This is a genomic window from Nocardia sputorum (assembly GCF_027924405.1).
In the GTDB taxonomy this organism is placed as follows: domain Bacteria; phylum Actinomycetota; class Actinomycetes; order Mycobacteriales; family Mycobacteriaceae; genus Nocardia; species Nocardia sputorum.
In genome coordinates this window covers 5,439,489-5,452,347 of record NZ_AP026978.1, presented here as the reverse complement: position 1 = coordinate 5,452,347, position 12,859 = coordinate 5,439,489, and the positions used below count along the sequence as shown (strand labels likewise).

The window sequence follows — 12,859 nt, the reverse complement described above, 5'->3', positions numbered from 1 at the left end:
GGAATCGAATCGAGCGGATGACTGCTGCTCGATCGCGTTCGCTGTCCGGCTGAACTGAGCGCAAGCCCGGCATGACTTCGCGGCAGCAGGTGTCGATCGTTCCCGACGACCTGTTGTGCTGCCGCAACTCGCTCGCGAAGTCCTCGGCCGGCGCTCGCTGGATCGTCCCCTGCAGAACGTCCACAGGCCGAGTTGCATGGTGTTTGAGCATTGCGCTCGGTGGGTAATACCCCTGTGACCTGGCGTATAAGCAGGTCACAGGGGTGGTTGCGCCCCCGGCAGGAATCGAACCTGCGACCTAGGGATTAGAAGGCCCTTGCTCTATCCAACTGAGCTACGGAGGCAGCGGGTTCCACGATGGCCGACATTGGCCGTGCTGTCCAGCGCGTCGATTATAGCGACCGTCCAGGTGGCTGGGTTCTTAGCGTTAGCAACGTTTCAGCCATCCCGAGACAGTAGGTGACGCGCCGGTGGTGATCCGCGGCCAGGATATCGGTACAAACCCGACCGGGCCACGGAATACTCGCCGAACTACGCTCAGTCGTATGTCGTCCGTCCCCCCCTCGTCCGCCGCTCCCCGAGCCGAGGCTGCCCGGTCCGGGGCGACGTTCGCGACGGTCACCGCGCTGGCCGGCGCCATCGCGGCGGTGGTCGCGGCGCTCGTGGTGGGGCTGTCGGCGGCGCAGGCGCTGAGTCTGCTCGGCATCCCCGACCCGGGCGCGCCGACCACCTACGGCCTGCCCGCGATCCGGGCGCTCGCCGATCTGTCGGCGGCGCTGACGGTCGGTTCGCTGCTATTCGCGGCCTTCCTCGTCCCACCGCAGCGCAACGGGCTGCTGGACGTCGGCGGGTACCGCGCGGTGCGCCGGGCGTCCAACTTCGCGGTGCTGTGGGCGTGCTGCGCGGCGCTCTTGGTACCGCTGACTGTTTCGGACACCACGGGGCAGCCGGTGGGGCAGGTGTTGCGGCCGGATGGTCTGTGGCGGGCGATCGGTCAGATCGAGCTGGCCGGGGCCTGGCGGACGACCGTCGTCTTCGCTCTGATCGTCGCGGTCGGTTGCCGGCTCGCCCTGCGCTGGGGCTGGACCCCGGTTCTGCTCGGCGCCGCGATCGCCACCATGATGCCGCTGGCGCTGACCGGCCATTCCTCCTCGGGCGGGTCGCACGACGTGGCGACCAACAGCTTGATCCTGCACCTGGTCTCCTCCGCGGTGTGGGTCGGCGGCCTGTTCGCGGTGCTGGCGCATGCCGTGCGCGGGGGCGCGTACACCGACGTCGCGGCGCGGCGCTTCTCGCTGACCGCCACGGTCGCGTTCGCCGTGATCGCCGTCAGCGGCGTGATCAACTCCTGGGTCCGGGTGCCGCTGGACGAGCTTTTCACCAGTACCTATGGCAGGTTGGTGCTGGCCAAAGCCGTGGCGTTGGCGATACTCGGCGCGTTCGGCTATCTGCAGCGCCGCGCCGCGTTGCCCGCCCTGGCGGCCGATCCCGGCGACCGCACGGCGCTGATCCGGTACGCGGGCGTCGAGGTGCTGATCTTCGCCGCGACCATCGGCCTGGCGGTGGGGCTCGGTCGCACGCCGCCGCCACCGCCGGATTCCGTCCCGACTCCGGTCGAGGTGGAACTGGGCTACGACCTGGCCGGGCCGCCCGGCGTCGCCCGCCTGCTGTTCGACTGGCGGTTCGATCTGATCTTCGGGACGTTGTCGATCGTGCTCGCGGTGCTCTACCTGCTCGGCGTGCGGCGCCTGCGCGCACGGGGTGACGTGTGGCCGGCCGGGCGGACGCTCGCCTGGCTGTCCGGCTGTGTGGTGCTGCTCGTCGCGACCTCCTCCGGCGTCGGCCGGTACTCGCCCGCGATGTTCAGCGTGCACATGGGTGCGCATATGGCGTTGTCGATGCTCGCGCCGATCCTGTTCGCGCTGGGTGGTGCGGTGACGCTGGCGCTGCGCGCGCTGCCACCGGCGGGTCGCGGCGGCGTGCCAGGTCCGCGGGAATGGCTGCTCGCCGCGGTGCACAACCCGGTGTCGCGTTTCCTGACCCACCCCATCGTGGCCTCGGCGATCTTCGTCGGCGGGTTCTACGCGCTGTACCTGGGCGGAATCTTCGACGCCTACGCCGACTCGCACGCCGCGCACCTGCTGATGAACCTGCACTTCCTGCTCAGCGGCTACCTGTTCTATTGGGTGGTGATCGGCATCGATCCCAAGCCGAGGCAGGTGGAGCCGCTGACCAAGCTGGCCATGGTGTTCGGCTCGCTGCCGTTCCACGCGTTCTTCGGCATCGCGCTGATGAGCATGACCACGGTGCTCGGCGGCTGGTTCTACCGCGGTCTCGGTCTCGGCTGGAACGGCGATCTGCTCGGCGACCAGCGCACCGGCGGCAGCCTCGCCTGGGCCAGCGGTGAAGTGCCCCTGGTGGTGGTGATGCTGGCGTTGCTGATCCAATGGTCGCGCAGCGACCAGCGGCTCGCGCGGCGCACCGACCGCGCCGCCGAACGCGACAACGACGCCGCTCTCGCCGCACACAACGCGATGTTCGCCGAGCTGGCCAAGCGAGATGGAGAAGTGCGTAAGTGAGTGAACGCGCCACCATGGTCTCCCCACACAGACCGGCCGGGCGGGTGGAACGGTCGCACGTGCGATCGGCACGCAAGCGGCTGGCGGGCCGGATCCGCAAGACGCCCGTCTTCCACACGTCCGTGGCGAGCCCGTCGGGCCCGGTGCCGGTGACGATGAAACTCGAGCACCTCCAGCACGGCGGCACGTTCAAGGTGCGCGGCAGCCTCAACGCGTTGCTGGAGTCGGGCGAGGGCGTCGATGAGGTGGTGATCGCCTCCGGCGGCAACGCGGGCATCGCGGCCGCGCTGGCCGCGGCACGGCTGGACAAGAGCTGCACGGTCGTCGTCCCGGAGACGGCGCCGCACACGAAGGTCGCCGCGATGTGGTCGCACGGCGCCGAAGTGCTCTGGCACGGCACCACCTACGCCGAGGCATTGGCGCACGCGACGGACCTGGCCACCGAACGCGGCGCGCTGTTGTTGCACGGCTACGACCTGCCCGCGGTGGTCGCGGGCATCGGCGTCGTCGGGCTGGAACTCGAAGAGCAGGTGCGCGGGCGTCCGCCGGTGCTGGCCGCGGTGGGCGGGGGCGGACTGGTGGCCGGGATCGCGGCCGCGATCGGGCGCCGTCAGCAGGTGATCGGGATCGAGCCCGAGGGCGCGGCGGTCCTGCGCGCAGCGCTGGCCGAGGACCGTCCCGTCGACATCGTCGGGTCCGGAATCACGGTCGACACCCTGGGGCCGACGCGGATCGGTGACATCGCGCTCGACCTCGCCCGCAGGCACGACGTGCGGTCGCTGCTGGTGAGCGACGACGCGATCACCGCGGCGCGCGAGTATCTGTGGCGCGAATTCCGCATCCTGGTCGAGGTGGCGGGCGCCGCGGCGCTGGCGGCCGTGCACAGCGGCGCGTACGTTCCCGCGCCGGACGAGCGACCGGTGATCGTCCTCTGCGGAGCCAATACCGACGTGGCGGTGTTCTGACCGCGCGAGCGTGAAAGCTCGTTTTTCACATTCAGGGGAGTTGTGCACATTCCGGGAACGGGTCGCTCGGCTTTCGCGGAATCGGCGCACCCTGGAAGTGCCTCCTGGAGGGGGAGGAAATCCGGGCAGACCCGGATCCGAATGTGAAGGGGCGTAATCATGTACGAGGCGAACGCGACCGTGATCGGAACGATCGCCACCCATCCGGTCAAGCGCGATCTGACCAATGGCGAGCAGGTGGTCACCTTCCGGCTGGCGAGCAATTCCCGTCGGCTGGATCACACGTCGGGGCAATGGGTGGACAACGGAACGTTGTATCTCACCGTCAGCTGCTGGCGCAGGCTCGTGGCCGGTGTCGACGCGTCCCTGCGGCGCGGCGATCCGATCATCGCCTACGGCCAGCTGCGTTCGCACGAGTACCGCAGCAAAGACGGCGTCGAACGACGGGATCTGGAGATGCGCGCGACCGCGGTGGGACCCGACCTGTCCCGCTGCACCGCGCAGGTGACGCGGTGGTCCGACCTGCCGTCACGGAATACTTCCGAGGCTTCCAGCGCTGAAGGTCGGGTGCCGGTCGGTGACGCGCCGGGGGAGAATGTCGCTACCGCCGGTTCGGCGCCGGCTCGCGGCAGCGCGCCCGAGCCTGTCGACGCTTGATCGCACGACCGGTCTTCGTCCTGGCGGCAGGGTAGCTCTGCTTCGTCCGCTCATCTCTCGCACCGATAGGCTTCACACTTATGGCTGAGTTCATTTACCAGATGAAGAAGGTTCGCAAGGCGCACGGCGACAAAGTCGTGCTCGACGATGTCACCTTGAACTTCCTTCCCGGCGCCAAGATCGGCGTCGTCGGCCCGAACGGCGCGGGTAAATCCAGCGTGCTGAAGATCATGGCCGGACTGGACCAGCCGAACAACGGCGACGCGTTCCTCGCCGCCGGCGCCACCGTCGGCATCCTGCAGCAGGAACCTCCGCTCAACGAGGAGAAGACCGTCCGCGGCAACGTCGAGGAGGGCATGGGCGAGATCAAGGTGAAGCTGGATCGCTTCAACGAGATCGCCGAGCTGATGGCCACCGACTACTCCGACGAGCTCATGGAGGAGATGGGCAAGCTCCAGGAAGATCTGGATCATGCCGACGCGTGGGATCTGGACTCCCAGCTCGAGCAGGCGATGGACGCGCTGCGTTGCCCACCGCCGGACGAGCCGGTCACCAACCTCTCCGGTGGTGAGCGCCGCCGGGTGGCACTGTGCAAGCTGTTGCTGAGCAAGCCGGATCTGCTGCTGCTCGACGAGCCGACCAACCACCTGGACGCCGAGAGCGTGAACTGGCTCGAGCAGCACCTGGCCCAGTACCAGGGCGCCGTGCTCGCGGTCACCCACGACCGGTACTTCCTGGACAACGTCGCCCAGTGGATCCTCGAGCTGGATCGCGGCCGCGCCTACCCGTACGAGGGCAACTACTCCACCTACCTGGAGAAGAAGGCCGAGCGGCTCGAGGTGCAGGGCAAGAAGGACCAGAAGCTGCAGAAGCGGCTCAAGGAAGAACTCGCCTGGGTGCGTTCCGGTGCGAAGGCCAGGCAGGCCAAGAACAAGGCCCGTCTCGGCCGGTACGAGGAGATGGCGGCCGAGGCCGAGAAGATGCGGAAGCTGGACTTCGAGGAGATCCAGATCCCCGCGGGCCCGCGCCTGGGCAACGTGGTGGTGGAGGTCGAGCACTTGGACAAGGGCTTCGGCGACCGCCAGCTGATCAAGGACCTGTCGTTCACCCTGCCCCGTAACGGCATCGTCGGCGTGATCGGTCCCAACGGCGTCGGTAAGACCACGCTGTTCAAGACCATCGTCGGGCTCGAGCAGCCGGACAGCGGCGAGGTGAAGGTCGGCGAGACGGTCAAGCTGAGCTACGTCGACCAGAACCGCGCGGGCATCGATCCGAAGAAGACGGTCTGGCAGGTCGTCTCCGACGGCCTGGATTACATCGAGGTCGGCCAGCAGGAGATGCCGTCGCGGGCCTACGTGAGCGCATTCGGCTTCAAGGGCCCCGACCAGCAGAAGCCCGCGGGCGTGCTGTCCGGTGGTGAGCGCAACCGGCTGAACCTGGCGATGACCCTCAAGCAGGGCGGCAACCTGATCCTGCTCGATGAGCCGACCAACGACCTCGACGTAGAGACCCTCGGCTCGCTGGAGAACGCGCTGGAGAAGTTCCCCGGCTGCGCCGTGGTCATCTCGCACGACCGCTGGTTCCTCGACCGCACCTGCACCCACATCCTCGCGTGGGAGGGCGACTCCGACAACGAGGCCAAATGGTTCTGGTTCGAGGGCAACTTCGAAGCCTACGAGGCCAACAAGGTCGAGCGGCTCGGCCCGGAGGCGGCCCGCCCGCACCGGGTGACGCACCGCAAGCTGACCCGGGGCTGATTTCACCGCGGAGTGGGTGCACGGGCCGCACCCACTCCGCCCCGGCAACTCTCCGCGCCCGTCCCCGTTCGATATGGGCGACGGCCGGACCGGATGTCGGCGAGTCGATTTCGCCGTGTGCGAACCCGCTGCCACTGCGGGCGTGCGTACGGCGTCGGGGCGGCTACTGCCTGGTGTTTGCTGATGTGCCGTGGGAGGCGGCGAAGCCGGAGAGCAGAGCCGGAAGGGGAATCGAACGCTCGCGGGGGGACGGCGCGAAAAGTCTTTGTCGCGAACGCGGAACAGGAGTGACACCTACCCGTGCGTAGCTCGCTAGGGTGGGAGACGTGAATGCGCAGGCGCAGTTCGAGCAATCGGTGGCTTCGGCCGCCGGCGCGGTGGTCGAGCTGACCCGAGGTACCGGTGCGGCGCCGCTGCCGCCACGGATGCGACCTGTAGCGCTCACCTGACGTTAGCGGGTCCGATTCTGTGTTGTGGTCCGAGGTCGTCGCCTGCGACCCCGGCACACGAGCGGCGAATTCCGCGGTCGTGGTGAACACCCGGATGTCGAAAGGGATTTCACCCACGCGTCATCGGCGCACAGATACCCTCGGACCGGCGTCACTTTGTTACGGAACCGATATCCGAGGGAGTTGGCGAAAAATGACCGTCTCGTCCGAATTGTCCAGCGCGGCGTGGGCCGCGGGTTTGCCGCAGTCGCTGCGCGGCGAACTCGCTGCGCTCGAGGAGGCGTACTTCCGCCACGTCGACGCGGGCGATGTGGACTGTGCGATCACCGGCATCACCCAGATCTTCCGCAGGCACCTCGAGCTGGCGGTGACGCGCCGCCCCGGTCGCGCGCTGGTGCGGGTGTATCACCCGGATGACGGCTCCGGAATCGGTGCGGCGGTGCAGATCGTCACCGACGACATGCCGCTGCTGGTGGAGTCGATCAGCTCATCGCTGAGCCGGATCGGCGTGAGCGTCAGCGAGATCATCCATCCGATCTTCGAGGTCGAGCGGGACGAGCAGGGACAGCTCACGCACGCCGCGGCGCACGAGGTGGACGGAACCGGCGCCGCGGGCCTGCGCGAATCCTGGATGCACGTGCAATTGCACCCGTCGACGAGTGCGGCGCTGCTGGCCAAGGTCGAAGCCGCGGTGCCGGACGTGGTGGACGACGTGCGCCAGGTGATCGGCGACACCGAAGCCATCGAGGACGTGCAGAGCAAGCTGGCCGACGACCTGGACCTGGCCGCGCAATCCGGGTCCGCGCCGTTCGCGCCGACCGAACTGACCGACACCGCCAAGCTGCTGCGCTGGCTGGCCGGGGGGAACTTCACCCTCCTCGGCTACGCGCGCTACCGGCTGAACACCGACCAGGGCCGGGAGATGTCCACCGTCCTGCCCGCCACCTGCCTCGGCGTGCTGCGGCCGGACGTGGGCACCGACTTCCACGTGCCGGTCAACGGCGGTGACCGCCCGCTGCTGACGCTGACCCAGGGGCTGGTCCCCGCCACCGTGCATCGTGCGGTGTACCCGTACTTCGTCAGCGTCGCCGACTTCGACGCCGACGGGACGGTCGTCGGTGAACACCTGTTCATCGGTGTCTTCACCGTCACCGCCGTGCACGAGAACGTCCTGGACATCCCCGTGATCGAGCGCCGGGTCCGCTCGGCGATCGAGGAGAGCGGATTCGACCTGGATTCGTTCTCCGGCCAGGCGATGCTCGAGGTCATCCAGTCCTTCCCGCGCACCGAGCTGTTCTCCGCCGACGGCGAGACGCTGCGCCGCACCGCCACCGCCGTGCTCGGCGTGAGCCTGCGCCGCCAGGTGCGCCTGTTCCTGCGCGCGGACACCTACGGGCGCTACGTCGCCTGCCTGGTCTATCTGCCTCGCGACCGATACACCACCAGGGCGCGACTGGAGATGCAGGACATCTTGGTCCGTGAACTGGGCGGGGTGTCCATCGACTACTCCGCGCGGGTGGGCGAAAGCGACTTGGCGCGGGTGTATTTCACGGTGCGCATGCCGGAGGCCGAACTCGGCGTTCCGCGCCGCACGACGCCCGCCGCCGACACGTCCGAGCCCAACCGGCTGCGTTTGCAGGCTTTGCTCGCCGAGGCCATCCGCACCTGGGACGACCGCTTGAACGACGAGGTGAGCACGTCGACGGTGCTCGATCCCGCCGTGGTCCAGCGGTACGCGGAAGCCTTCCCCGAGGGCTACAAACAGGATTTCGCCGCGGCCCGCGCGCTGGCGGACATCGTGCGGCTGGAGCGGCTGCGCGACGGACGGATCGATCAATATCTGTATCGGAAGCCGGACTCGGCGCCGGGTTCCTGGCGCTTCACGCTGTATGTCGGCGGCAGCGGTATCTCCCTGAGCCAGGTGCTTCCGCTGTTGCAGAGCCTCGGCGTCGAGGTGGTCGACGAGCGGCCGTACCAGCTCGAGCTGGAGGCAGCCGCCGACGGCGGAGCCGGCGGTGAGCGGTGGATCTACGACTTCGGCCTGCTGGCCCGCCCGGAGCTGCTGCGCAGCTCGCTCGATCGGGATCTGGACGCGGAACTGCTCGAGTCCTCCAAGCGCGCCGATGTGCTGGAGGCGGAGGTGCGCGGGCTGCGCGAGCGGTTCGTGGAAGCCTTCGAGGCCATGTGGTACGGGCGCGCGGAGGCGGACGGTCTCAACGAACTCGTGCTGCGCGCCCGGCTGCCGTGGCGGGCCGTCTCGATCCTGCGTACCTACGCGAAGTACCTGCAGCAGGCCGGTTTTCCGTACAGCCAGGCCAATATCTGCCGGGTGCTGCTCACCTATCCGGATATCGCGCGCCTGTTCGTCGACTTGTTCGCGGCGCGTTTCGATCCCGACACCGTCTCTCCCGAGCGCGCGGAGGAACTGGATGCCCAGGTGCGCGGGCGGATCGACGAGGTGGTCAGCCTGGACGCGGACCGCATCCTGCGCGCGATCCTCGGTCTGATCAAGGCGACGCTGCGCACCAACTACTACGTGACCGACGTGGAAGGAAACCCGCGCGACTACGTCTCGGTGAAGGTCGAACCTCGGGAAATCGCCGAATTGCCGAAGCCGAAGCCGCAATTCGAGATCTTCGTGTACTCGCCGCGGGTGGAGGGCGTGCATCTGCGCTTCGGACCGGTGGCCCGCGGTGGACTGCGGTGGTCGGACCGGTTGGAGGACTTCCGCACCGAGATCTTGGGCTTGGTCAAAGCGCAGGCGGTGAAGAACGCCGTGATCGTGCCGGTGGGCGCCAAAGGCGGGTTCGTGGTCAAGCAACCGCCCGCGGCCACGGGCGATCCGGTTGCCGACCGGCAGGCGTTGGGCGCGGAAGGCGTCGCGTGCTATCGCACGTTCATCTCGGGCCTGTTGGACGTCACCGACAACGTGGACCGCGCCAGCGGGCAGGTGCTGCCTCCTGCTCGGGTCGTGCGGCGCGATGGTGACGACACCTACCTGGTCGTGGCCGCCGACAAGGGCACGGCGACGTTCTCGGATATCGCCAACGACGTGGCGCAGAGTTATGGTTTCTGGTTGGGCGACGCGTTCGCTTCGGGTGGTTCGGCGGGTTATGACCACAAGGCCATGGGGATCACCGCCAAGGGCGCGTGGGAGAGTGTGAAGCGGCATTTCCGCGAGATGGAGATCGACACTCAGACCCAGGATTTCACCGTCGTCGGTATCGGTGACATGAGTGGTGACGTGTTCGGCAACGGGATGTTGTTGTCGGAGCACATTCGCCTGGTGGCCGCGTTCGACCACCGCCACATCTTCCTGGATCCGGATCCGGATGCGGCGCGTTCCTATCGGGAGCGGCAGCGGATGTTCGCGTTGCCCAGGTCGTCGTGGGCGGATTACGACACCTCGCTGATCAGCCCCGGCGGCGGTGTCTGGGACCGCACGGTGAAGTCGGTGCCGATCAGCCCACAGGCCAGGTCGGCCCTCGGCCTGGGCGATGACGTCGTCTCGCTGTCGCCGCCGGAACTGGTCCGCGCGATCCTGCTGGCCCCGGTCGATCTGCTGTGGAACGGCGGTATCGGCACCTACGTCAAGGCGAGCACCGAAACCAACGCCGACGTGGGCGACAAGTCCAACGACCCGGTTCGCGTCAACGGGAACCAGCTGCGGGTCAAGGTGATCGGGGAGGGCGGCAACCTGGGCGCGACGGCGCTGGGCCGCATCGAGTTCTGCCGCAACGGCGGCAAGATGAACACCGACGCGCTGGACAACTCGGCGGGCGTGGACTGCTCCGACCACGAGGTCAACATCAAGATCCTGCTCGACGCCGTCGTCTCCGGCGGTCAACTGCCGCCGGACGAGCGCAATCCGCTGCTGGCCTCGATGACCGACGAGGTCGCGCAGATGGTCCTGCGGGACAACGTGGCCCAGAACTTCCTCATGGGAATCTCGCGCACCGAGGCGACGCAGATGCTGAGCGTGCAGATGCGGCTGATCGAGGATCTCGAAGAGCGGCGGGGCCTCGATCGCGAACTCGAGGCGCTGCCCTCGGATCAGGAGATGAAGCGCCGGCTGGAGGAAGGCTCCGGACTGGCCTCGCCGGAGCTGGCCAATCTCCTGGCGCATGTGAAGCTGTCGCTCAAGTCCGATCTGCTCGATTCCGACCTGCCCGACAGCCAGTACTTCGCCACTCGGCTGCCGGATTACTTCCCGACGCCGCTGCGCGACCGATTCGGCGCGGCGATCAAGCGACACCGGCTGCGGCGGGAGATCGTCACCACGATGATCGCCAACGAGATGGTGGACTACGGCGGCATCACCTACGCGCACCGGCTGAACGAGGAGGTCGGCGCCACCACCACCGACGCGGTGCGCGCCTTCGCGGCGGCGAGCGGAATCTTCGACCTGCAGGAGAGGTGGGCGCGTATTCGCGCCTGCGACGCGCCCACCGCGGTGCGTGACCTGCTCGAACTGGAGACCAAGCGCACCCTGGACCGGGCGTCCCGCTGGCTGCTGAGCAACCGGCCGCAGCCGATCGCGGTGGGTTCGGAGATCAGCCGGTACCGCGCCGACGTGCGGGCTCTCGCCCCGAAGGTGCCGGGGTGGCTGCGCGGACATCACGTGTTCACGCTCACCGACCGGTCCGCCGAGTTGATCGCCCGTGGCGCGCCGACCGACCTGGCCACCGAGGTCTTCGGCCTGCTGCACCTGTTCCCGCTGCTGGACATCGTGGACATCGCCGACATCACCGACCGGGACGGCGACGAGGTCGGGTCGCTGTACTACGCGCTCAACGATCACCTCAAGATCGACTGGTTGCTGCAGGCGGTCAGCCACCTCGAACGCGGTGATCGCTGGCATGCGCTGGCGCGGCTCGCGTTGCGCGACGACATGTACGGATCGCTGCGCTCGCTGACCCTCGATGTGCTGTCCGGCGGCGACCCCGAGGAGACGGCCGACGAGAAGATTGCATACTGGGAGTCGAAGAATCAGTCCCGCCTCGGCCGAGCCAGGGCGGCGCTGTCGGAATTGTTCGAGTCCGGAACCCACGATCTCGCCACGTTGTCGGTTGCAGCGCGGCAAGTGCGGAGCATGGTGAGCGGGGTGGGCGCTCAATCGGAGGTACCACGTTGACGAGTTCGGTGAGCGGCAGCGGAAAAGCGTCGGGCAGTCTCGTGCTGCCCAGGCGTTTCCACGCCAAGGTGGACGTCAGGTGGTCGGACATGGACGTGTTCCAGCACGTCAACCATGCCCGCATGGTGACGCTGCTGGAAGAGGCGCGGATTCCGTGGCTGTTCGAGGACGGCCGCCCGACCGCCCCGCTGCGCGAGGGTTGCGTCCTCGCCGACCTGCGGGTCCGGTATCGCGGTCAGCTGCGGCACGAGGACACGCCGCTGGATATCGCCATGTGGATCGAGCAGTTGCGCGCGGTCGACTTCACCATCGGTTACGAGGTGCGGGCGGCGGGCGCGCAGCCCGATTCGCCCGCCGCCGTGGTCGCGTCCACGCAGATCGCGGCGTTCGACATGCGGGCGCAGCGGTTGCGCAGGCTCACCGATGCCGAGCGTGATTACCTGTCCGAATGGATGGAGTGAGCGTCGGCGCTGGTCGAACACCGACGGCGGAGCGGCCGTGATGACGGAACAACGAGTGCTGCATGTGCCCGATCCGGCGGAGCGAGAGAATCTCGCGACGTTTCTGACCAGGGCCGTGCGGCTGGACCCGGCGACGGTGGTGCGTCTGCGCCGCCGCGGGGAGAAGTACGTCGCGGCCTGGGTGGCGACGGGTTTCGAGGCGTTGGCGATGCGCACCGTGGTGGCCGAACTCGGCGTCGACGACGTGACGGTCGGCGCCGATCTCGTGTTGGCCGGTTCGGCGAGCGGCAGCCCGATCGACCTCGGATACTCGATGGACTCCGCGTGGCGTGGCGCGTTGCCGCCCACGGACGGGTTCGCGCACGTCGATGACGTGCCCGCGCGCACCCTCGTCGACCTCGCCGAGCAGGGTGCGCAGCTGGCGAAGGAACACGGCAGTGGCCATGGCCCGCCGGCCTCGCTGCTCGATCAGGCGGTGCTGACCGTGTCCGGCGCGGGCACCCGGGTGGAGGTGCCGATGCGAGTCGTCTTCGCGCTCACGGCGATGGACTTCATCCCGCATTCGGGGGAGAAGGCCGACCCCCGCCGCATCCCGCCGTCCGAGATCGTGCGCGTCCGGGCGACGAAGACGTGGCTGCGGCTCGACGCTCGCTACGGTTCGGTGGCTCGCCGTCTGGGCGGAGCAATCCCGCTGCTGCCGCACTGACCGCGCGGATCCGACGAACGTCGCCGGATCACGGACTGAAATCCGAAGTAGCACAAACGTGCACGGGTGCGATCGATAGGTCGGGCGGCGCCGTCGGCAGGAGGGGACGGCGCCGCCTCAGTGGTGGAACCGGTTGCGGCGCAGATTCGGG

At 68.3% G+C, this 12,859-nt stretch carries 8 protein-coding genes and 1 tRNA gene; 8 read left to right on the top strand and 1 reads right to left on the bottom strand.

All coding sequences use genetic code 11. The features are described 5' to 3' along the window. Positions 1-270: 270 nt before the first annotated feature. Positions 271-344, bottom strand: a tRNA-Arg gene (locus QMG86_RS24640). A 201-nt stretch (positions 345-545) separates the two neighbouring features. Between QMG86_RS24640 and QMG86_RS24635 the strand changes: the two genes are divergently transcribed. The 8 genes from QMG86_RS24635 (at position 546) to QMG86_RS24600 (ending at position 12,708) form a co-directional block, all read left to right on the top strand. Next, positions 546-2,579, top strand: coding sequence for a bifunctional copper resistance protein CopD/cytochrome c oxidase assembly protein (locus tag QMG86_RS24635; protein ID WP_281875043.1), 2,034 nt, complete (start codon positions 546-548; stop codon positions 2,577-2,579). Positions 2,580-2,593: 14 nt separating this feature from the next. Then, positions 2,594-3,544: a serine/threonine dehydratase gene (locus QMG86_RS24630; protein WP_281881113.1), complete on the top strand. Its 951-nt coding sequence runs from the start codon at positions 2,594-2,596 to the stop codon at positions 3,542-3,544. 159 nt (positions 3,545-3,703) lie between these two features. Then, the gene (locus QMG86_RS24625) at positions 3,704-4,201 is read left to right on the top strand and encodes a single-stranded DNA-binding protein (protein WP_281875042.1); all 498 of its coding nucleotides are present in this window, start codon (positions 3,704-3,706) and stop codon (positions 4,199-4,201) included. A gap of 80 nt (positions 4,202-4,281) precedes the next feature. Next, on the top strand, positions 4,282-5,958 hold the full coding sequence (gene ettA / locus QMG86_RS24620) for an energy-dependent translational throttle protein EttA (RefSeq protein ID WP_159842372.1): 1,677 nt from the start codon (positions 4,282-4,284) through the stop codon (positions 5,956-5,958). Positions 5,959-6,284: 326 nt separating this feature from the next. Next, complete coding sequence (locus tag QMG86_RS24615; RefSeq protein ID WP_281875041.1) at positions 6,285-6,407, top strand: hypothetical protein; 123 nt, start codon at positions 6,285-6,287, stop codon at positions 6,405-6,407. Positions 6,408-6,600: 193 nt separating this feature from the next. After that, positions 6,601-11,541, top strand: a complete 4,941-nt coding sequence (locus QMG86_RS24610; RefSeq protein ID WP_281875040.1) for an NAD-glutamate dehydrogenase — start codon at positions 6,601-6,603, stop codon at positions 11,539-11,541. A gap of 8 nt (positions 11,542-11,549) precedes the next feature. After that, positions 11,550-12,002, top strand: coding sequence for an acyl-CoA thioesterase (locus QMG86_RS24605; RefSeq protein WP_063025023.1), 453 nt, complete (start codon positions 11,550-11,552; stop codon positions 12,000-12,002). A gap of 40 nt (positions 12,003-12,042) precedes the next feature. After that, positions 12,043-12,708 carry a DUF8185 domain-containing protein gene (locus QMG86_RS24600; RefSeq protein WP_281875039.1) on the top strand — a complete coding sequence of 222 codons (666 nt, stop codon included), beginning with the start codon at positions 12,043-12,045 and terminating at the stop codon, positions 12,706-12,708. Positions 12,709-12,859: the final 151 nt, after the last annotated feature.

Bases quoted from the DNA above. Each gene is read 5' to 3' on its own strand.
- QMG86_RS24635 (WP_281875043.1), top strand. From the start codon at position 546: ATGTCGTCCGTCCCCCCCTCGTCCGCCGCTCCCCGAGCCGAGGCTGCC.
- QMG86_RS24630 (WP_281881113.1), top strand. From the start codon at position 2,594: ATGGTCTCCCCACACAGACCGGCCGGGCGGGTGGAACGGTCGCACGTG.
- QMG86_RS24625 (WP_281875042.1), top strand. From the start codon at position 3,704: ATGTACGAGGCGAACGCGACCGTGATCGGAACGATCGCCACCCATCCG.
- ettA (WP_159842372.1), top strand. From the start codon at position 4,282: ATGGCTGAGTTCATTTACCAGATGAAGAAGGTTCGCAAGGCGCACGGC.
- QMG86_RS24610 (WP_281875040.1), top strand. From the start codon at position 6,601: ATGACCGTCTCGTCCGAATTGTCCAGCGCGGCGTGGGCCGCGGGTTTG.
- QMG86_RS24600 (WP_281875039.1), top strand. From the start codon at position 12,043: ATGACGGAACAACGAGTGCTGCATGTGCCCGATCCGGCGGAGCGAGAG.